Source organism: Cupriavidus sp. LA-1 (assembly GCF_055385985.1).
The window spans coordinates 2,562,576-2,583,120 of sequence record NZ_AP031388.1; the positions used below are offsets into that span (position 1 = coordinate 2,562,576).

Sequence of the window (20,545 nt, forward strand, 5' to 3'; positions counted from 1 at the left end):
CGGGAAAGTCACAAGGGTATACCCCAGTCTGGATGGGACGAAGGACATTGTTTTTATAAGCAAATACCTGCTGGCCAGCACATGGACCCCTGGGCTGAACTCGCAACAAGCCGGGGCAGTGTGTAACGAATCTACAGTTAGTGGAGTTTGAGGCACATTGGAATGCACCCAAGCGGGTAGAATCGCGCCTACCTTGCCTTTTGCAACATTCCTATAACAATGAGTCCCCGTCCGTCGCGCCTGCCGTGCATCGACGCCCTGAAGGCGGTCAGCTCGCAGCTGATCGTGCTCCACCACCTGGCCTTCTATGGCCCGATGTCGGATACCGCCTATCACCTGGCCCCGGGCCTGGTGGACTGGCTGTATGAATACGCCCGCATTGCCGTCCAGGTCTTCCTGGTGATCAGCGGCTTCCTGGCCGCGCGCAGCCTGGCGCCGAACGGGCGGCTGGAAACCCGCCAGCACCCGTTGCTGATGCTGTGGCGCCGCTACCAGAAGCTGGTGGTTCCCTATGCCGCGGCGATCCTGCTCAGCATTGCCGGCGCAGCGCTGGCGCGCCATTGGATGGCGCATGATTCGATCCCCGCGCCGCCCACGCTGCCCCAGTTCCTGGCGCATGTGACGCTGCTGCACAACATCCTGGACGTGGACGCCTTGTCGGCCGGGGTCTGGTATGTGGCCATCGACCTGCAGTTGTTCGCGTTGCTGCTGGGTACGTTGTGGGCCGCGCGCGCCGTGACGCGCGGAAAAGCCCCGGTGGGCGTCGCGGCCAGCATCGGCATGGTGGCGCTGGTGGCAGTGGCGTCGCTGTTCTGGTTCAACCGCGATGCCGCATGGGATATCTGGGCCGTGTACTTCTTTGGCGCCTATGGCCTGGGCACGCTGGCCTACTGGGCGTCCAGGCCCGGCCGGCCGCTGCTGCCGCTGCTGCTGATCGGTGCGGTGGCGCTGGCGGCGCTGATGCTGGACTTCCGCCTGCGCATTGCCGTAGCGCTGGCCACCGCGCTGCTGCTGGCGCTGTCGCGCCGCGGCGGCTGGCTGGAATGCTGGCCGCGGGGGCGCGTGGTGGGCTACTTCGGGCGCATCTCCTATTCCGTGTTCCTGGTCCACTTCCCGGTATGCCTGGTGGTAAATGCGCTGGTGTCGAGCCTCGCGCCGGGCCAACCGGTGCTGAACGCGCTCGGCATGGTGGCAGCGTGGGCGCTCAGCAACGTGGCCGGTGCGCTGTTCTACCGGTTTGTGGAAAGCGCTCAGCCGCTTGCGGCGCTGCGCGCGCTGTTTGGTACCGGCCGGGACTCGGTGCGGGAGCCTGCCCGCGATTCGGCCAGCCGCCCGACCGTGTAACGCTGGCAGGCGGCGCGGCGGCGGCGTGATTTCCCTGAGCGGCGCTGCGCCAACCTGGCCGTGCGCCGCTTCTTGCTGGTGCTTGTGCACCGCCGATGTCCCGCCGCCGGCACCCGAGGTGTGCATGCGTCCCCGCGGACTTGCGTTCGGCGCCACACACACAGGCGCAACACTCGCGTAAACGGGCATTGGGCGATGGCACAAAGGTTGCCTAGTATGGAATCGTAAACCTGACCATTTGGTCAGGATTCCATCGGGAACCGAGGGTGCCATGTCCGACCATATCGTCCTCACTTCGCACGCACGCCGCGACCACCCGGCCGAGCCGATCCACTGGGGCGCGCCCACGGCGGCAGAGCGTGGTCCGGTCATCGCCAGCCTGGCGAATCCGGCGCAGCGCAATGTGATCGGCACCCACGCCGGCGCCTATGCCATCTACCGGGCACTGGCGGTGGCGTCGGGCGCGCTGCAGCGCGACCATCGTCCCGACCTGACCGATACGGCGCCCGCCGAAGCCATCGGGCCGCATCCGCAATGGGCCGATCCGGCCAAGATTGTCTCGCTCGATCCCTGGGGCCACCTGGTGTCCGCCGTCTTTGCCGACCGCATCGCGGCCGGTGTGGACATCCGCCCGACCATCGCCGTCACCCGTGCGCATATCAACATGCCGGAACTGATGTCGGCCATCGCGGCCGGCCGGCTCAAGCCCGACGGCGACATCCTCCATGCCAGTGGCGACGTGCGCGTGACCAAGGCGGCGGTCGACCCGGTGTGGTACCTGCCCGGGCTGGCGGCCCGTTTCGCAATCAAGGAAAGCGTGCTGCGCCGCAGCCTGTTCGAGCAGACCGGCGGCATGTTCCCGGAACTGGTGACGCGGCCGGACCTGAAGGTGTTCCTGCCCCCCATCGGCGGCATGACGCTGTACTTCTTCGGCGATGTCAGCCAGTTGGGCAAGCCCGAGACCCGCGTGGCCTGCCGCGTGCACGATGAATGCAACGGATCGGATGTGTTCGGGTCAGACATTTGTACCTGCCGGCCGTATCTGGCGCATGGCATCGAGGTGTGCATCGAGATGGCGCAGCAGGGCGGTGTCGGGCTGGTGGTCTATAACCGAAAGGAAGGCCGCGCGCTGGGCGAGGTGACCAAGTTCCTGGTCTACAACGCGCGCAAGCGGCAAGTGGGCGGCGACCGCGCCGAGACTTATTTTGCCCGCACCGAATGCGTGGCGGGCGTGCAGGACATGCGTTTCCAGGAGCTGATGCCGGATGTGTTCCATTGGCTGGGCATCCGCCGCATCGACCGCTGGGCGTCGATGAGCAACATGAAGCATGGCGCGCTGGTGGCGCAGGGCATCGAGGTGGTCGAGCAGGTGGCGATCCCGGAGGCCCTGATCCCCGCCGATGCCCGTGTCGAAATCGATGCCAAGGTGGCCGCCGGCTACTTCACGCACTACACGCCGCCGGATGCGAACGAACTGGCCCTGGCAAAGGGCAGGGGGTTGAAGGAATGACGATGTTTCCCGAGGACGGCAGTGCCGGCAGGGACAGCCAAAACGCTGGCTGGCTGAGCCCGGTGCCGGAAGGGCATCCCGCTTCCGCGTTGCTCTGCGCCGAGGCAGTGCGCACCCGTTGCGCGGCGGTCACCGAACATGTGGCCAGCGGCGCGTCCGAACTCTTCACCTGGCATCCCGACCGCGTGCATGCGATTGCCGATTACGTCGCCAGCACCATCCGCCAGCGCTATCCGGACTTGCAGGTGCCGTACCACAGCCGCTGGCGCCATTTTGAAAGCGGCGGCGCCGACGCGCGCGCGGACCGCTGGCAGGTGCTGTGCGAGCGCGCCGCGCTGAGCGGGCACGAACACCGCGAGGAGCGCGCCCGTATCGGCATCGACCTGGTGATCCCGAGCGTACTGCTGGACGCGGGCGCCGGCCCCGACTGGCGCTACCGCGATCCGGCCAGCGACCAGGTGCTGACGCGCTCGGAAGGGCTCGGCGCGGCCAGCTTCGACCTGTTCGCGCGCGGCGGCTTCTCCGCCGCGCCGGGCGACCCGCTGCGCGCGGATGCCGAACGGCTGCAGCGCATCGACGCCGACAGCATCGCCCACGCCTTCCAGGTCGCGCAGCACAACCCGCTGGTGGGGCTGGAAGGCCGCGCCGGGCTGCTGCGCCGGCTTGGCGAGGTGATGGAGGCGACGCCGGCGCTGTTCGGCCGGCCGGCCCGGCTGGGCAACCTCTATGACTACCTGAAGGCGCATGCGGTCAGCGGCCAGCTCGACGCCAGCTTCCTGCTGCGCACCTTGCTGGTCGGCCTGGGGCCGGTGTGGCCGGGGCGGATCATCGTCGACGGCGTGTCGCTGGGCGACTGCTGGCGTCATCCGGCCGCGCCGGACGGGCTGGTGCCTTTCCACAAGCTGACCCAGTGGCTGACCTATTCGCTGCTGGAGCCGCTGGAAGATGCCGGCCTGACCGTGACCGGACTGGACGCGCTGACCGGCCTGCCCGAATACCGCAACGGCGGCCTGCTGTACGACTTCGCGCTGATGGTGCCGCGCGACCCCGGCTTCGCCGCCGTGCCGCATGCGGTGGATGAGCCCGTGATCGTCGAATGGCGCGCACTGACCGTGACGGGCCTGGACCAGGTGGCCGACGGCGTGCGCCAGGCCCTTGGCCTGGCGGAGACGGATTTCCCGCTGGCGCGCGTGCTGGAAGGCGGCACCTGGGCGGCGGGGCGCCGCATCGCGGCCAAGCGGCGCCCGGGAGGTGCGCCGCCGTTTGCCATCGTCAGCGACGGCACGGTGTTCTGAGCGCGCCGGCCGCCGCGCGGCGACAGTGATCGGCAGCCGTTTGTTGGCAGCCATTTGTTGGCAGCCTTTGGCAGGCATTGCATGTGAAACGTGGGATCAGGAGCGTCACCATGAACGACATGTCCGCTGTTTCCGCAGTTGAGCCCCTTGCGTCCGCGCCTGCAGAGCCCGCGGGCCTGCCCGGCGTGATGGTGGTCGACCACCCGCTGGTGCAGCACAAGGTCACGCTGGTGCGCAGCGAGGAAACCACCACCGACAACTTCCGCCGGCTGGTGCGCGAGATCAGCCAGCTGCTGACCTACGAAGCCACGCGCGACCTGGCGATGGAGACCATCGCCATCCGCACGCCGATCGCGCCGATGCAGTCGCGGGTGCTCTCGGGCAAGAAGCTGTGCCTGGTGTCGATCCTGCGCGCGGGCAACGGCTTTATCGATGGCATGCTGGAACTGCTGCCGGCGGCGCGCGTCGGGCATATCGGCCTGTACCGCGACCCCGAGACGCTGGAGCCGATCGAGTACTACTTCAAGATGCCGGAAGACATCCAGGAGCGCATGGTGATCGTGGTCGACCCGATGCTGGCCACCGGCAATTCGGCCATCGCCGCGCTGAACCGGCTGAAGGAGGCCGGCGTCACCACCATGAAGTACGTCTGCCTGATTGCCTCGCGCCCCGGGCTGCGCGCGCTGCGCGCGGCGCATCCCGAAGTGGGCATCGTCACCGCGGCCATCGACGACACGCTCAACGAGCACGGCTATATCGTGCCCGGCCTGGGCGATGCCGGCGACCGCCTCTACGGTACGCGCTGATGGACACGCAGGCCGGCGCCGCGGCACGGCGTCCGCTGCCCGCGCGCGATGCCTCGGGCGGGCGCATCCGGCAGGAGAACCAGGCCATGATCCTGCACGCGGCCGAGCACGTGTTTGCGCGCGCGGGCTTTGCCGGTGCCACCATGGCCGAGATCGCGGTGCGCGCGGGCGTGCCCAAGTCCAACCTGCATTACTACTTCCGCACCAAGCAGGCGCTGTACCGTGCGGTGCTGGCGCACACGCTGCAGCTATGGCTTTCGGAAGCCGACATCATCCGCGAAGAGCTGCCGCCGCAGGTGGCGCTGGAGCAGTACATCCGCGCCAAGATGCGGCTCTCGGCCAGCCATCCGGACGCATCGCGGGTGTTTGCCAACGAGCTGCTGCATGGCGCGCCCGAGATCGGCGAGATCCTGCGCCATGCCCTGCGTGAACTGGTATCGCGCAAGGCCGCGGTGGTGCAGCAGTGGATCGACCGCGGACAGATGGCACCGGTCGACCCGCAGCACCTGTTCTTCACCATCTGGGCCGCCACGCAGACCTACGCGGATTTTGAATCGCAGGTCTGCGCGGTGCTCGGCGTCAACCGGCTGGGCCAGCAGGACTATGCGCACGCCACCGAGCACGTGGTGGTGATGCTGCTGCGCGGCTGCGGCCTGGCGCCTGAGCCGCTCGCCTGAGCCGCACAACTTCTCCCTACGGCATCGACAACACATGCTCGACCTGATCCTGCGGCGCTGCAACCTGCCCGACGGGCGCACCGGCATCGATATCGGCATCGCCGGCGGCCGCATCGCCGCGGTGGAGCCGGCACTGGCCGCGCGCGCGGGCGAGGAAATCGATGCGGCTGGCCTCCTGGTGACGCCGCCGTTCGTCGATGCGCACTTCCATATGGACTCCACGCTGTCGTACGGGCTGCCGCGCGTGAACCAGTCCGGCACGCTGCTCGAAGGCATTGCGCTGTGGGGCGAGCTCAAGCCGATGCTGACGCAGGACGCGATCGTCGAGCGCGCGCTGGCCTATTGCGACTGGGCCGTGGCGCGCGGGCTGCTGGCGATCCGCTCGCATGTGGACGTGTGCGATCCGCGCCTGCTGGCCGTGGAGGCGCTGCTGCACGTGCGCGAACGCGTGCGGCCCTACCTTGACCTGCAACTGGTGGCGTTCCCGCAGGACGGGGTGTTGCGCGCGCCCGGCGCGCTGGACAACCTGAAGCGCGCGCTGGACATGGGCGTCGACGTGGTCGGCGGCATCCCGCATTTCGAGCGCACCATGGCGCAGGGCGCGGAGTCGGTGCGGCTGCTGTGCGAGCTGGCGGCCGATCGCGGCCTGCGTGTCGACATGCATTGCGACGAGAGCGACGATCCGCTGTCGCGCCATATCGAGACCCTGGCCAGCGAGACCGTGCGGCTCGGCCTGCAGGGCCGGGTGGCGGGGTCGCACCTGACCTCGATGCATTCGATGGACAACTACTACGTGTCCAAGCTGATCCCGCTGATGCGCGAGGCCGGCGTGGCGGCGATCGCCAATCCTCTGATCAACATCACGCTGCAAGGGCGGCACGATACCTACCCCAGGCGCCGCGGCATGACCCGCGTGCCGGAACTGATGGCCGCCGGCGTGCCGGTGGCGTTCGGCCATGACTGCGTGATGGATCCCTGGTACAGCCTGGGCTCCGGCGACATGCTGGAGGTGGCCCACATGGGATTGCACGTGGCCCAGATGACCGGCCAGGAAGCTATGCGCGCCTGCTTTGACGCGGTGACCGCCGCGCCGGCGCGGATCCTCGGGCTGGATGGCTACGGCCTGGCTCCCGGCGGTCGCGCCGACCTGGTGCTGCTGCAGGCGCGCGACCCGGTGGAGGCGATCCGGCTGCGCGCCACGCGGCTGCGGGTCCTGCGTGCCGGCAAGACCGTCGCCAGCATGCCGCCGGCAACGGCCACGCTGGCCCTGGCGGGCCGCCCGGCGCAGGTGGACTTCCTGCGATATGGCAGTGAGCGGCAGTGAGCCATAGAAAGCACAAAGTTTTTTGAGAAAGGGTGTTGACAGTACCTGTCACACTCGGCATAATTTCTTTCTTCGCATCGCAGCAGCAATGCAGCGAAACGAAGCCCAGATGGCGGAATTGGTAGACGCACTAGGTTCAGGTCCTAGCGGTGGCAACACTGTGGAGGTTCGAGTCCTCTTCTGGGCACCAATATTCGGAAAGGCTCGCGCAAGCGAGCCTTTTTTCGTTTCTGCCCGGAAAGGGAAGTCCTTGAGGACTTCCCGCGAGGACGAGAAAAGGCAACGCTTGCAAGCGTTGCCCGGGGTCGCGCATGGGTGACCGAGTCCTCTTCTGGGCACCAATATTCGGAAAGGCTCGCGCAAGCGAGCCTTTTTTCGTTTCTGCCCGCAAGCATGGGCAATGCCTCGAGCGGGTAAGGGAGCCCGTAGCCATGCGGGTTTTTTCGTCCGCCGCCTCGACGGGACTTTCAACTGGCCGGCATGTCTTCCTGATCTTGTGCTTCGCGCGCGCAATTGTGCCCCGCTGCCCTGGCGTGGGACATGGCCGCGTCGGCGGCGCCGAACAGGCGCTGCCTCCTGTCCGGATCACCGGAGATTTTCGGTCACCAAGCTGCCATCCGCGTCAAGATCCGCGTCTCCTGCGGGCGCGCGCAAACGAACATTTCCCGGCTAACGCCGACAGGGCAATTGACCTATGCTCAAACTCATCGGGCAAGCTTCTATAACGCCCGAAGGTAGTTGCCATGACTGTGGTCCTGTCATCATCGAGAGCGAGGGAGACGGGGGCGAGCCCCGGGTGGCACGTCTGTGCCGTGCACCCCGGCATCGGCCTGCATCACCTGCATTACTGCTGTTTCCTGGCCATGCTGATGTGTGCGCTGGCCCACGCAGAGGAGGCCGTTCCGGATAGCCAGGGCCTCTCAGGCTGGGACCAGCCGCTGCAGGCCAACCTGGCACCGCCGGCGCCGCCGGCAGATCAGGTGGCCGCCAGGGCCGAAGCGCCTGGCTGGGCGGTCCAGCTTGCCGAGCCCATCGTTGTCGAGTACGCGGCCTCACCGCCGCCGTCACCATCCCCTTCCGCATTGCCGCTTGCCACAGTCCCCGGGCCCGATGACGACGCCCCGGGCCTCGCCGCCGTGGACCGCGAGACCGCTGCCATGCCCGAGCGCCCGCACCGGTTGTCGCTGCACCTGGACGACGTCACCACTGCAGGGGGCTTTGCCGACAATCGTGTGCGCACCATGGCGCTGGCTGTCGATGCCGTGGTGCCGCGCGCGGGTGGCCTGACCATCCAGCCGCGGGTGCAGATGGCCTACCAGCCCGGCATGAGCGCCGTCTCGCCCACGTCGGAAATCTTGCCCGGCGATGCCAGTGCCACCGGCATCGGCGTACGCCTGTACGGCGCGCAGCCCACGCGGCTGGCCGGCATCTATCCGTTCGTGGAAGCGGACTGGTGGCAGGACAGCCGCAAGCAGGTCATCAATATCAACGGCACCAAGATCGATGCCGACCTGCTGCGCGGGCTGTTCTCGTTCAATATCGGCGCGCACGGCAACACCGCGACCGGCGTGAAGCTGTGGTTCAAGGTGAGGGCGGGACACGGCCCGAGCGGGACGGTCGGGGCGCGGTACCGGTGGTAACCGGTAAAGGCCGCAGGAATGAAAAAAGGGCTTCCGTTTCCGGAAGCCCTTTTTCCTTCTGCATAGGTGGCGCGGCTGGCAGGATTCGAACCCACGACCCCTTGGTTCGTAGCCAAGTACTCTATCCAACTGAGCTACAGCCGCACACGAGAAGCGAGATTGTATAGCAATTATTGAATTGCGCAAGCCCCCCGCCCAAAAAACTTCACTTGCCCTCGCCGCCAGGGCAAACGTCAGTTCGCGGCTTCCGACCAGATGCCGTTCACTTCCTGCGCCTTGCCTTCGTCGCGCAGCTTGAGCAGGTGCGCCAGCAGCGACCGCTGCGCGACCGGGTGCATGCGCGGCGGCACATCGTCATAGACACGCAGGACCAGCCTGGCGATCGATGCCGGGCCCAGTTCGCGCAGCGCGCCGGCGACCTTGGCTTCGCGCTGCAGCCGGTGCCGGAGCAGCACGCGGATGGCGTCCTGCGGGCGTGCGATCAGGAAGCCGTGCCCCGGCGCCAGCCAGTCCAGGTCTTCATCCTGCAGCGCCGCGAGCGAATCGAGATAGGCGCGCATATCGCCGTCGGGCGGACCGATCACGACGGTCGATCCCTGCATCACGTGGTCGCCGGTGAAGAGGGTCTTTTCCTCCTCCAGCAGGTAGCAGAGATGGTTCGACGCATGGCCGGGCGTGTGGCAGACGCGCAGCGTGCAGTCTGCGGTGATGGCAAGGCGCTCGCCGTGCTCCAGTTCGCGTTGCGGCGCGAAGGTGGCGTCCTGCGACTGGCCGGCGGGCGCGGCGCGCCCGAGCACGGTGGCGCCGGTGGCGGCCTGCAGCGCGGCGGCCGCGGGCGAATGGTCCACGTGCGTGTGCGTGGCGAAGATCCAGCGGATCGGCCCGGGTGCGGCGTCAAGGATGGCGCGCACGTGCTCGCCATCGTCCGGGCCCGGATCGATCACGGCCCATTCATTGCGTGCGCCGCCGCCCACCAGGTAGGTGTTGGTGCCCGGGCCGGTCATGAAGCTGCCGTTGTTGGCGGTCACGCGCCAGACGCGCCCGGAGACCTGCACCGGCACGCCGGGCGCGAGTTCGTAGCGGCCATGCCCCTTGCCGTCGGGGTCGATGCGGCCGATCTCGGCGTAGCACGCCTCATTGGGCATCACCGGGCGCACGCCAGCGGCGCCGGTGGCCAGCCGCGGCATGATGCAGGCAATGCCGCGCAACTGAGCGAAGTAGGCAAAGCAGGCCGTGGCGGTTTCGAACTGTGCAATCGAGCTCAGTGTGCGGCGCGTGACGTGCAATAGCGGCAGGCCGCTGTCAGGGTCGGCGGCCTCGGCCGGGCGGACCCAGCGGTGCTCGACGATCTCGGTGCCATCGGGCACGGCCAGCTGGCCCTCGGGCGCGATGGCGACGAAGAAGCGGGTATCGAAACGCTTGGGCAGGCCGGGGGGCGTCAGCCAGTAGCTGTGGTAGGCGAGCCGGTCCGCCGCCAGGCGCAGGCCCAGTTGCTCGCAGGCGTGCGCCAGGCCGGGGCCGCCGCGTTGCACCGCCTCGTGCAGCAGCGCCCGCTGGGCGGCGTCGAGTTCGTGCGGCGAGCGCAGGCGCCCGTCACGGTCGCAGGCGAACAGCAGGCCGGCCTCTTCAAAGCATTCGCGCACGGCGGCCAGGTAGAAGTCCAGGCCGCTGGCGGGCAGGCCCAGGCGCTCGCTGGCCATGGCGTCGTCCAGGCCGTGGGCGTGCGCGTGCAGGGCCTTGTCCTGCGCGTCGAGCGTGCCACCGGGGAAAACATAGGCGCCGCTGCTGCGGTCGTTGGCGCGTTCGACACGGCGCACCAGCAGCACCTCCATGCCGGCGGGCGCGTCGCGCACGACCAGCAGGCTGGCGGCGGCGCGCAGCAGGGGGGCGGAATTGGCAGGGCGGTTGCCGCTTGTCTCTGTGGTTGTCATTGTTCGGCATCGTGGTTGTACTGGCGGCGGGCCCGGCCGCAGGACGGGGCATTGCCGCGCGCCATAGTTTAGCCGCGTTCAACGATTCGCTTTGGCGGGGAATGCCGGGTGCGGGGTCCGATGCCTGGGGCGCGGCGGCTTTGGCTTTTCCGGCCAGAGGCAGTAACCTGACAGCTCCGCTGCACTTTCTGGCGCGCCGTTGCCGGCGTTCCCATGCAGGAGGTCCGTGTGATCCGAGCTTCTTACCTGTGCCTGCCTCTGGCGTGCCTGCTGGCTGCCTGCGAGACGCCGCCGCAGCGGGCACCGCGCCCGATGCCCCCGGCCAGCACCCGCATCATTATCGATGCCCGCGCCATGTCGAAGGCCGCTTCCGCTGCCTGCGAGCCCGCCGTGGCCGACGCGCTCAAGCGCCGCTATCCGCAGTCCGGCAGCGTCATGCTGATGGCCGACCGGGAGCAGTACTACCAGCGCCCCAATGCCCAGACGTCGGTCAACGGCGAGGGCGTGTTCGAGCCCGACGACAGTTCGGCGTCGATCGGCTTCCACTACGCCTGCCTGTACAACGCGCGTACCGGCAAGGTCGACGATGTCCAGATGCGGTATTGAGCCGGGCTGCCATCCGTTGAAAATACACGGCGAGGTATCTCATAATTATTGCGTCAAACAGTTGTAATCGCGCCTCCCCATTTCCTTGACCTACCGGTTGAACGGCCATTAGCATAGCCACGCGCATTCGCGAAGTTCGCATATAGAACTGTAGTTCTAATCGCGTAACTTTAGCTGACACTGGAGACAAGGAAGCTATGACCAAGATCGCCGGGTTCTTCACCGAACTCATGCGCCGGTATTTGCCGGACCCCTTCGTATTTGCCATTGGCCTGACGCTGCTGACGATGGCGCTGGCCATGCTGGTGCAGGGGCAGGCGGCCCCGGCGGTGATTGCCAGCTGGGGCAAGGGGTTCTGGAACCTGCTGGCCTTCACCACGCAGATGGCGGTGATCCTGGCGATGGGCTACGTGCTGGCCACCGCGCCGCTTACTGACCGCATGCTCGACCGCATCGTCGGCCTGGTGCACACGCCGCGCACGGCGGTGATCGTCGCCACGCTGGTGGGTGGCATCGGCAGCTACCTGAACTGGGGTTTCGGGCTGGTGATTGGCGGCATCATCGCCAGGAAGCTGGCGCTGAAGGTTCGCGGTGTGCATTACCCGCTGATCATTGCCGCGGCCTACAGCGGCTTTACCCTGTACGGGCTGGGCTTGTCGGCCAGCATCCCGGTACTGATCTCGACCCCGGGCCACCCCATGGAAAAGCTGATGGGTGTGGTCCCGCTGTCGGCAACCATCTTCTCCACGCCGATGCTGCTGACCAGCCTGGCGGTCATCGTCACGCTGCCGCTGCTCAACGCCTGGCTGCACCCGCGCAATCCGGCCGAGGTGGTCGAGATCCGCCAGGACCAGGAACCGGTCAGGACCGAGGCTGGCTCCGCCCACAGCATGGGCGGCGAGAACACCCTGGCTGCGCGCCTGAACAACAGCCGCATCCTGAGCCTGGCGATCGGCCTGTGCGGCATTGCGTACGCGGTGATCTACTTCACCCAGGGCGGCTCGCTCGACCTGAACCTGATCAACTTCCTGATCCTGTTCGGGGGCATCCTGCTGCTGGGGACGCCGGTCAACTACGTGGCCAAGCTCAACGAAGGCATCAAGACCATTTCCGGCATCATCCTGCAGTATCCGTTCTATGCAGGCATCATGGCGATCATGGCCGGCTCGGGGCTGGTGGATACCATCTCGCGCGTGTTCGTCGGTATCGCGACGCCGCAGACGCTGCCGTTCTGGGGCCTGGTCAGCTCCTTCGTGATCAACTTCTTCGCGCCGTCCGGCGGCGGCCACTGGGTGATCCAGGGTCCGTTCATGATCGACGCGGCCAAGGCCATCAACAGCTCGGTCAGCCAGACTTCGATGTCGGTGATGCTGGGCAATGCCTGGAACGACCTGGTGCAGCCGTTCTGGATCCTGCCGGCGCTGGCGCTGTCGAAGCTGAACCTGAAGGACGTGATGGGCTACACCGTGATCATGATGTTCTGGGTGGGCCTGATCTACATTGCCGCGCTGCTGCTGTGGGGCGCGCAGATTGCCTGACTTTGATGCTCAGCCCGAGGCTGACCGGAGGAATGCCATGCCGTACCTGATCGAAACCGTCGACAAGCCCGACCACCAGCACGTGCGCCAGGCCACCCGCGCCAGCCACCTGGATTACCTGGAGGCCAACAAGGCGCTGCTGATGGCCTGCGGCGCCAAGCTCAACGACGATGGCTCCGATGCCGGCGGCGGCATCTATATCGTCGATGTCGACAGCCGCGACGCTGCACAGCAATTCATCGACGCCGACCCGTTCACCGCGGCGGGTCTGTTTGCCGAGGTTCGCGTCGTGCGCTGGCGCAAGGCCTATCTCGACGGCGTGCGCCATCTTTGACGAGGCAGCCCGCGCTGCCTCCATCCCACCACACCCCCAGACAAGGAGACCCCATGCTGTTCATGGCCGAAATGACCGTCAAGATTCCCGCATCGCTGGACCCGCAGTTTGTCGAGCAACTCAAGGCCGACGAAAAGGCCATGTCGCAGCGCCTGCAGCGCGAAGGCAAATGGCGCCACCTGTGGCGCGTGGTGGGGCAGTACGCCAATGTCAGTATCTTCGACGTCAGCGACAACGATGAACTGCACACGCTGCTGACCGCGCTGCCGCTGTATCCGTACATGGAGATCAAGGTCACGCCGCTGGCGCAGCACGGCTCCGCCATCGCGCAGAATTGAGCAGGACAGCGCCCCCACGACCCCATTCCCTGATCCCGACCTGACCGCCATGCCATACGCTGATCTTCCCGACGTCCGCCTGCATTACCGTCTCGATGGCGCCGAGCACCTGCCGGTGCTGGTGCTGTCCAATTCGCTGGGTACCAACTTTGGCATGTGGGAGCCGCAGGTGGCCGCCTTCAGCCAGCATTTCCGCGTGCTGCGCTATGACACGCGCGGCCATGGCGAGTCGTCGGTGCCGGCCGGCCCGTACAGCATGGCGCAACTGGGCGGCGACGTGATCGCGCTGCTCGATCATCTGGGCATCGAGCAGGCCAGCTTCTGCGGCCTGTCGATGGGCGGCATCACCGGCATGTGGCTGGCACTGAACCATGCCCCGCGCCTGCACAGGCTGGTGCTGTGCAATACCGCCGCCTATATCGGCCCGCCCGAGAACTGGACCAACCGTGCCGCGGCGGTCGAGCGCGACGGCGTGGCCTCGATCGCTGCCGCGGTGGTCGACAAGTGGATCACCCCGCCGTACGCCGCCGCGCACCCGGAACTGGTCGCGTCGCTGCGCGCGATGCTCGGCGCCAGCCCGGCTGCGGGCTATGCCGCCAACTGCCTGGCCGTGCGCGATGCCGACCTGCGCGAGGACATTGGCAGGATCACCACGCCGACGCTGGTGATCGCCGGCTCGGGCGACCTGCCCACGCCGCCGCGCGACGGCGTGTACCTGGCGCAGACCATTCCCGGCGCCCACTATGTCGAACTGGAAGCCGCGCATATCTCCAACCTGGAGCAGGCCGAGGCCTTCAGCAAGGTGGTGATGGATTTCCTGACCCGCTGAAGCCAGCCCGAAGGGCCTTTCACGGCCCTGGCAACGTGGCTTATCATGCACCCCTTGCCGTCTGGACTTGTGCTTGGTGCGCTCGACCTCTCTTCCCGACTTCGGAGGAATTGACAGGTCGGCAGCGTGCGCACAAGATGCGGACGGAACAGATGCGCCTTCGGGACGACATGCCGGCAGTCATAGCCGCAATGCCCGAAGAAGACGCAAGAACATTGGGAAATCGGGGTCATGAAGCCTACCTTTCGTCAACTGGCGAGCGCGGTCACGCTCGCCGTCATGCTGTCCGGCTGCGCGGTCGGGCCGGATCACGGGACCAACCCGGCAGTCGCCGAGCAGCCTCCCTCAGACCAGGCCATGAAGGCCTTGTCCGCTGAAGTCTTCACTTTCGCCTATCCGATGGTGCTGATGGACGTGACGCGCGAGCGGATGACACTGCGCACGCCGGCCAATACCTTCGGCCACAAGCGTACCTTCCCGGACGCCAGCTTCACCGAGGTGGTGAGCCCCAATGCCGATACGCTGTATTCATCGGCATGGCTCGACCTGTCCGGGGAACCGGTCATCCTGTCCGTGCCCGACACCCGCGGGCGCTACTACCTGATGCCGCTGATGGATGCGTGGACCAATGTGTTCGCGTCGCCGGGCAAGCGCACCACCGGCACCCGCCGCGGCAACTTCGCCATCACCGGGCCCGACTGGCGCGGCACGCTGCCCAAGGGCGTGCAGGAGATCCGCTCGCCCACGTCGATGGTCTGGCTGATTGGCCGCACCCAGACCAATGGCAAGCAGGATTTCGCGGCCGTGCACCGGCTGCAGGACCAGTACCGGCTGACGCCGCTGTCGGCCTGGGGCGGCGGCCGGCGCGTGCCGGACAAGGCCGCGCCGCGGCCCACAGCCGTCGACACCGAAAGCTCGCCCGTGGAGCTGGTGGCCGCCATGGACGCCCAGGCGTTCTTCACGCGCTTTGCCGCGCTGCTGCCGGCCAACCCGCCGGCGCCCGCGGACAGCGCCATGGTCGAAAAGATGCGCCGCATGGGCATCAAGCCAGGCGTGCCGTTCAAGACCACGGTGATGGAGCCCTCCACCGCGCGTGCCGTGCAGGAAGGCGCCACCGCCGCGCTGGCGGCGATCGTGCAGGGCGCGCGCAAGGGCAACGCCGATGCTGGCAACGGCTGGGTCATGCATCGCGACCTGGGCACCTACGGCACCAGCTATGGCCGCCGCGCGGTGACGGCGTGGGTGGGGCTGGGCGCCAACCTGCCCGAGGATGCCATCTATGCCTCCGCCCGCACCGATGCCAATGGCAAGCCGCTGCAGGGCGGGGCGAGCTATGTGCTGCATTTCGACAAGAACCAGCTGCCGCCTGCGCGTGCGTTCTGGTCGCTGACGCTGTACAACGACCGCCAGGCCTTTATCCCGAACCCGATCCAGCGCTATGCCCTCGGCAGCCGCGACCGCCTGCGCTACAACCGCGACGGCTCGCTCGATATCTATATCCAGCACGAGCGCCCGGCCGGTGCCAAGGCAGCGAACTGGCTGCCGGCGCCGCCCGATGGCCTGAACATGATGCTGCGCGCGTACTGGCCGGAGCAGGCGCTGCTGGACGGCACCTGGATGCCGCCGGCGGTGATGCGCGTGAACTGACCACGACGCCATCGGCAAGAAAGGCCGCATGCCTGCGAGGGCATGCGGCCTTTGTCTTTCAGGCACATCGGCACCCGTTCCATGCCGTTCCCCAGGCGGGGCGCCGGTGCTGCCAGTGCATGCAGGCAGCCGGCAACTGATGGCGGCGCCACCGTGTGACACAGCGCCGCACAAGGCGCGTGCCACGCTGGCTTGGTGCGGGCTTGGTGCGGGCTTAGTGCGCGTGCGTGGCGCACGCCTTGCAGGCGCCGGCGGCGTGCGGCACCGCCGGGGTGCCTGCCACTGCCGGCCGGGTGACGCGCTTCCAGGCCGCCACCTCCGGTGCCGACAGGCGCTGGCGCAGCGCGCGGGCCGCGCTGACCATATTGGCCAGCGCCGCTTCGGTTTCTTCCCAGCTGCGCGTCTTCAGGCCGCAGTCCGGGTTGACCCACAGCCGTTGCGGCGGCACCACCTCGCAGGCGCGGTCCAGCAGCCGTTCCATGGCGTGCACCGACGGCACGCGCGGCGAGTGGATGTCGTACACGCCCGGCCCGATCTCGTTCGGATAGTCGAAATCGCCGAAGCCCTCCAGCAGCTCCATGGCCGAGCGCGAGGTCTCGATGGTGATGACGTCCGCGTCCATTGCCGCGATGGCGGGCAGGATGTCGTTGAACTCCGCATAGCACATATGCGTGTGGATCTGGGTCTGGTCCTGCACGCCGCTGGCCGACAAGCGGAAGGCGGTGACAGCCCAGTCGAGGTACGCATCCCAGTCGGCGCGGCGCAGCGGCAGGCCCTCGCGCAGCGCCGGTTCGTCGATCTGGATCACGCGGATGCCGGCCTGTTCCAGGTCGCAGACCTCGTCGCGGATGGCCAGCGCCAGCTGGCGCGCGGTGGTGGCGCGCGGCTGGTCGTCGCGCACGAAGGACCATTGCAGCATGGTGATCGGGCCGGTCAGCATGCCTTTCATCGGTCGCTCGGTCAGCGACTGCGCGTAGCGCGCGGTATCGACCGTCATCGGTTCGGGGCGGTACACGTCGCCGTAGATCACCGGCGGCTTGACGCAGCGCGAGCCGTAGCTCTGCACCCAGCCATTCTCGGTAAAGCCATAGCCGCACAGCTGCTCGCCGAAGTACTCGACCATGTCGTTGCGCTCGGCTTCGCCGTGCACCAGCACGTCCAGCCCCAGTTCTTCCTGTTTGCGCACCGCCACGGCGATCTCGGCACGGATGCGCTCCAGGTACTCGAGCGCGCCGATCTCGCCGCGCTTGAACGCGGCGCGGGTCTGCCGGATGGCGGCGGTCTGCGGGAACGAGCCGATCGTGGTGGTCGGCAACAGCGGCAGCTGCAGCGCCTGGCGCTGGCGTTCGATGCGTTCGGCGAAGGGGCTGGCACGGTTGGCCATCCCGGCGTTCACGCCGGCCAGGCGCTGCTGCACGCGCGGGTTGACCACGCGGCGCGAGCCGCGGCGCGAGGCCTGCGCGGCATCCGATGCGGCAAGCGCGTTGGCGACGGCCGCATCGCCCTGGTTCAGCGCGCGGGCCAGCACGGACAGCTCGTCGAGCTTTTCCGTGGCGAAGGCCAGCCATGACCTGAGTTCGGCGTCGAGGCGCACTTCATGCGCGAGCGACACCGGTACATGCAGCAGCGAGCACGACGGCGCCAGCCACAGGCGCTCGCCCAGCGCGTCGTGAACGGGGCGCAGCGTGTCCAGCACGCGGCGCAGGTCGGTGCGCCAGATATTGCGGCCATCGATCACGCCCAGCGACAGCACCGCGTGCGCGGGCAGCGCGGCCTGCCATGCGGACAGTTGCTCCGGCGCGCGCACCAGGTCGATATGGAAGCCATCCACCGGCAGGGCAGCGGCGCGCTGCGCATGGTCGGCGGCGGTGTCGAAGTAGGTGGCCAGCAGCAGCTTCGGACCCGCATCGCGCAGCGTGGCGTAGGCGGTGTCGAAGGCGTCGAGCCAGGCCGGCTCCAGGTCCAGGCACAGCGCCGGTTCGTCGATCTGCACCCACTCGATGCCGCGCGCCTTGAGCTGGCCCAGGATGCGGCGATAAGCCTGCAGCAGTTGCGGCAGCAGTGCCAGGCGGTCAAAGCCAGGCACATGGCTCTTGGACAGCCACAGGTAGGTGACCGGCCCGATCAGCGCCGGACGGGCGCGCAGGCCGAGCGCCAGCGCTTCATCGGTTTCCTCGAAGAACCATGCCGGGCCGCCGTTGAAGGTGGTATCGGCATCCAGTTCCGGGACCAGGTAGTGGTAGTTGGTGTCGAACCACTTGGTCATTTCCATCGCCGGCTGCTCGCGGTTGCCGCGCGCCAGTTCGAAGTACTGCGTCAGCGTGAGCTGCGCCGCGTCGAAGCCAAAACGGCTCGGCAGCGCGCCCAGCAGCGCGGTCAGGCTCAGCATCTGGTCGTAGCAGGCAAAGTCGCCGGTGGCGACCGTGTCCAGGCCGCGGTCGGCCTGCAGTTGCCAGTGGCGGCGGCGCAGCTGCGCGGCGACGTCGCGCAGCTCGGCTTCGGTGCGCTCGCCGCGCCAGAAGGCTTCTTGCGCAAATTTCAGTTCACGGCGTTCGCCGATGCGGGGAAAGCCGAGGATGTGGGTGCGTGCCATGGAGGTTGCTCCGGAAGATGTCTGGCGCACAGTGTCGGTTTGCCCGTAAAATGAATCAAGCGACAAGTTTTAAACAACACATGAACCAATTTCATATCAAAGCCGTGCGTATTGATGGCGGGGCCGCATGATCGAAGTCCGCCATTTGCGCTCGCTGGTGGCCATCGCCGAATCCGGCAAGCTGGCCACCGCGGCGGAGCGCGTGCATGTCAGCCAGTCAGCGCTGTCACACCAGATCAAGGCAATCGAATCGCATTACGGGCTGCCGCTGTTCGACCGCACGCGCCAGGGCCTGCGCTTCACGCCGGCGGGCGACCGGTTGCTGGCGCTGGCGCGCGAGGTGCTGGCCGCGGTCAGCGCGGCCGACCGCGATATCGAACGGCTCAAGGGCGACACCCGCGGCGAGCTGCGCGTGGTGCTGGAATGCCATACGTGCTTCGACTGGCTGATGCCGGTGATGGACGAATTCCGCCGCCGCTGGCCGGAAGTGGAGGTGGACCTGGTGGCGGGCTTCCATGCCGACCCGATCGCACTGCTCAGCGACGGCCGCGCCGACATGGTGATCGGCTCGCAGCCGGCGGCGCGGCGCGGGCTGGAGGTGGCGCCGCTGTTCCGCTTCGAGATCCTGGCGGTCATCGCCAATGAGCACCGGCTGCGCAACAAGCGCCGCATCGAGGCCGCCGACCTGGCGGGGGAGACGCTGATTACCTATCCGGTGCCGGCGCAACGCATCGACCTGATCCGCGAGGTGCTGGAGCCCGCGGGCATTCACCTGGAGCGGCGCACGGCCGAACTGACGGTGGCGGTGCTGCAGCTGGTGGCCAGCCGGCGGGGCGTGGCGGCGCTGCCCAACTGGGGCGTAAAGAACTACGTCGACCACGACTACGTACTGGCCAAGCGCATCGGCGCCAAAGGGCTCTGGAGCGAGCTTTACGCGACCGTACCGACGGCGATGGCGCGCCGGCCCTATCTGGCGGATTTTGTCTCGATCGTGCGCGATACCTGCGCGGCGCAGCTCGACGGGATCGAACTGCTGCCGCAGGCCGCGTAGCCCGCACAGGCCGGTATCAGGCGGTCAGCGCCAGTTCGCTGCCGGTGCGGCGCGTGGCGGCGCGCGGAGCCGGGTCGGCCACGGTATCGCTGTCCGGATCGTCCACGTCGGCAAACAGCAGTTCCACGTCGAAACCGTTGTCGAGACGGCGCAGGAACAGCCACAGCAGGCCGGCATCGTGCGCCGTCAGGGTGGCATGCAGCACGGCCTGCTGCGCGGTGTCGAAGCTGAGTTGCGCCGGCGCCAGGCCGGTGCGGCGCGCATTGGCCAGGACCCATTCCATGGCGCCGAACAGGTCGGCGGTTTCAAGTCGCAGCGAGAGGCGCAGGGTGGGGAGGGCGGTGGCTGGCATGTGTCGTTTCCGGCAGTCGTTCGATGAGGTTAATTTACCAGCCGAGGCGCAAAATTAGCTTCTTAATTTTCTCCAGTCATGGCGTAAGTAGAGAGCAAGCATCCAGATATGGCAGAATTGCCGGATGATTATTCTTTAGCGAGGCTGTTTGATGGCACAGTCGCCCAAACTCGACGACATCGACCGCCGCATCCTGCGCGAGCTCCGGCGCGACGGGCGCCTGTCGAATGCGCGGCTGGCCGAGCAGGTCGGCCTGTCGGCCACGCCGTGCTGGAACCGCGTGCGCGCGCTGGAAGAAAGCGGGGTGATCGAAGGCTACGCCGCGCTGCTGAACCAGAAGGCGCTGGGCTTGCCCGATACGGTGCTGATCGAGGTCACGCTGGAGCGGCATGATGACGACATGCTCTACCGCTTTGGCAAGGCCCTGGCGGAATTGCCTGAGGTGATCGAGGCGCACTTGCTGACGGGCGAGTATGACTACCTGATCAAGGTCGCGGTGGCGGGGACCCTGGGCTATGAGGAATTCCTGCGGCACAAGCTCTACAAGCTGCCAGGCCTGCGCCACAGCCGCTCGACCTTTGTGCTGCGCACGCTCAAGCGCGAAACGTCGGTCGAGCCCTGATGCAGGCCTGACGCACCGTCTGACCCGCGCTGCGGGCAATCCAAGCGCGAACGGCCGATTCCGCTCATAATGTCGGCGGTGGCGGGCTGCGCCCCCGCTTGATGACCA

At 67.5% G+C, this 20,545-nt stretch carries 18 protein-coding genes and 2 tRNA genes; 16 read left to right on the forward strand and 4 right to left on the reverse strand.

Annotated features, from left to right (window positions below; translation table 11 throughout):
• The first annotated feature begins 219 nt into the window (after positions 1-219).
• From ACZ5MJ_RS30730 to ACZ5MJ_RS30765, 8 genes are all read left to right on the forward strand, one after another.
• The gene (locus ACZ5MJ_RS30730) at positions 220-1,344 is read left to right on the forward strand and encodes an acyltransferase family protein (RefSeq protein WP_464224791.1); all 1,125 of its coding nucleotides are present in this window, start codon (positions 220-222) and stop codon (positions 1,342-1,344) included.
• A 271-nt stretch (positions 1,345-1,615) separates the two neighbouring features.
• Positions 1,616-2,854, forward strand: a complete 1,239-nt coding sequence (locus ACZ5MJ_RS30735) for a GTP cyclohydrolase II (RefSeq protein WP_464224792.1) — start codon at positions 1,616-1,618, stop codon at positions 2,852-2,854.
• On the forward strand, positions 2,851-4,149 hold the full coding sequence (locus ACZ5MJ_RS30740) for a URC4/urg3 family protein (protein WP_464224793.1): 1,299 nt from the start codon (positions 2,851-2,853) through the stop codon (positions 4,147-4,149). The genes ACZ5MJ_RS30735 and ACZ5MJ_RS30740 overlap by 4 nt, the downstream gene beginning before the upstream one ends.
• 110 nt (positions 4,150-4,259) lie before the next feature.
• Positions 4,260-4,955: a uracil phosphoribosyltransferase gene (gene upp / locus ACZ5MJ_RS30745; protein ID WP_464224794.1), complete on the forward strand. Its 696-nt coding sequence runs from the start codon at positions 4,260-4,262 to the stop codon at positions 4,953-4,955.
• Positions 4,955-5,632, forward strand: coding sequence for a TetR family transcriptional regulator C-terminal domain-containing protein (locus ACZ5MJ_RS30750; RefSeq protein WP_464224795.1), 678 nt, complete (start codon positions 4,955-4,957; stop codon positions 5,630-5,632). The genes upp and ACZ5MJ_RS30750 overlap by 1 nt, the downstream gene beginning before the upstream one ends.
• A gap of 34 nt (positions 5,633-5,666) precedes the next feature.
• Positions 5,667-6,956, forward strand: a complete 1,290-nt coding sequence (locus tag ACZ5MJ_RS30755) for an amidohydrolase family protein (RefSeq protein ID WP_464224796.1) — start codon at positions 5,667-5,669, stop codon at positions 6,954-6,956.
• Positions 6,957-7,059: 103 nt separating this feature from the next.
• A tRNA-Leu gene (locus ACZ5MJ_RS30760) sits at positions 7,060-7,146 on the forward strand.
• Positions 7,147-7,699: 553 nt separating this feature from the next.
• Positions 7,700-8,596 carry a hydrolase gene (locus ACZ5MJ_RS30765; protein WP_464224797.1) on the forward strand — a complete coding sequence of 299 codons (897 nt, stop codon included), beginning with the start codon at positions 7,700-7,702 and terminating at the stop codon, positions 8,594-8,596.
• A 67-nt stretch (positions 8,597-8,663) separates the two neighbouring features.
• Here the strand turns inward: ACZ5MJ_RS30765 and ACZ5MJ_RS30770 are convergent.
• Both ACZ5MJ_RS30770 and ACZ5MJ_RS30775 read right to left on the reverse strand, forming a co-directional pair.
• Positions 8,664-8,740, reverse strand: a tRNA-Arg gene (locus ACZ5MJ_RS30770).
• A gap of 89 nt (positions 8,741-8,829) precedes the next feature.
• Positions 8,830-10,527, reverse strand: a complete 1,698-nt coding sequence (locus tag ACZ5MJ_RS30775; RefSeq protein ID WP_464224798.1) for an MBL fold metallo-hydrolase — start codon at positions 10,525-10,527, stop codon at positions 8,830-8,832.
• A gap of 228 nt (positions 10,528-10,755) precedes the next feature.
• Here ACZ5MJ_RS30775 and ACZ5MJ_RS30780 point away from each other — a divergent pair, with 228 nt between their 5' ends.
• The 6 genes from ACZ5MJ_RS30780 to ACZ5MJ_RS30805 all read left to right on the forward strand — a co-directional run bounded on the left by ACZ5MJ_RS30780 (position 10,756) and on the right by ACZ5MJ_RS30805 (position 15,819).
• Positions 10,756-11,133, forward strand: a complete 378-nt coding sequence (locus tag ACZ5MJ_RS30780; protein WP_464224800.1) for a short-chain fatty acid transporter — start codon at positions 10,756-10,758, stop codon at positions 11,131-11,133.
• Positions 11,134-11,330: 197 nt separating this feature from the next.
• The gene (locus ACZ5MJ_RS30785; RefSeq protein WP_464224801.1) at positions 11,331-12,671 is read left to right on the forward strand and encodes a short-chain fatty acid transporter; all 1,341 of its coding nucleotides are present in this window, start codon (positions 11,331-11,333) and stop codon (positions 12,669-12,671) included.
• Positions 12,672-12,708: 37 nt separating this feature from the next.
• A complete protein-coding gene (locus ACZ5MJ_RS30790) occupies positions 12,709-13,005 on the forward strand; it encodes a YciI family protein (protein ID WP_464224802.1) in 297 nt (98 codons plus the stop codon).
• Positions 13,006-13,058: 53 nt separating this feature from the next.
• Positions 13,059-13,343, forward strand: a complete 285-nt coding sequence (gene catC / locus ACZ5MJ_RS30795; protein WP_078200360.1) for a muconolactone Delta-isomerase — start codon at positions 13,059-13,061, stop codon at positions 13,341-13,343.
• Between the two features lie 49 nt (positions 13,344-13,392).
• Positions 13,393-14,172, forward strand: a complete 780-nt coding sequence (gene pcaD, locus ACZ5MJ_RS30800; RefSeq protein WP_464224803.1) for a 3-oxoadipate enol-lactonase — start codon at positions 13,393-13,395, stop codon at positions 14,170-14,172.
• Positions 14,173-14,403: 231 nt separating this feature from the next.
• On the forward strand, positions 14,404-15,819 hold the full coding sequence (locus ACZ5MJ_RS30805; RefSeq protein ID WP_464224804.1) for a DUF1254 domain-containing protein: 1,416 nt from the start codon (positions 14,404-14,406) through the stop codon (positions 15,817-15,819).
• Between the two features lie 214 nt (positions 15,820-16,033).
• Here the strand turns inward: ACZ5MJ_RS30805 and metE are convergent, their stop codons facing one another.
• The gene (gene metE, locus ACZ5MJ_RS30810) at positions 16,034-18,412 is read right to left on the reverse strand and encodes a 5-methyltetrahydropteroyltriglutamate--homocysteine S-methyltransferase (protein ID WP_464224805.1); all 2,379 of its coding nucleotides are present in this window, start codon (positions 18,410-18,412) and stop codon (positions 16,034-16,036) included.
• A gap of 127 nt (positions 18,413-18,539) precedes the next feature.
• Between metE and ACZ5MJ_RS30815 the strand changes: the two genes are divergently transcribed.
• Positions 18,540-19,463 (forward strand): LysR family transcriptional regulator, encoded by a 924-nt coding sequence (locus ACZ5MJ_RS30815; RefSeq protein ID WP_464224806.1) that lies wholly within the window; start codon positions 18,540-18,542, stop codon positions 19,461-19,463.
• A gap of 16 nt (positions 19,464-19,479) precedes the next feature.
• Here the strand turns inward: ACZ5MJ_RS30815 and ACZ5MJ_RS30820 are convergent, their stop codons facing one another.
• Positions 19,480-19,815: an AsnC family transcriptional regulator gene (locus tag ACZ5MJ_RS30820; RefSeq protein ID WP_464224807.1), complete on the reverse strand. Its 336-nt coding sequence runs from the start codon at positions 19,813-19,815 to the stop codon at positions 19,480-19,482.
• A gap of 151 nt (positions 19,816-19,966) precedes the next feature.
• On the opposite strand from ACZ5MJ_RS30820, the gene ACZ5MJ_RS30825 reads away from it, so the two are divergent.
• Positions 19,967-20,437 (forward strand): Lrp/AsnC family transcriptional regulator, encoded by a 471-nt coding sequence (locus ACZ5MJ_RS30825; protein WP_464224808.1) that lies wholly within the window; start codon positions 19,967-19,969, stop codon positions 20,435-20,437.
• Positions 20,438-20,545: the final 108 nt, after the last annotated feature.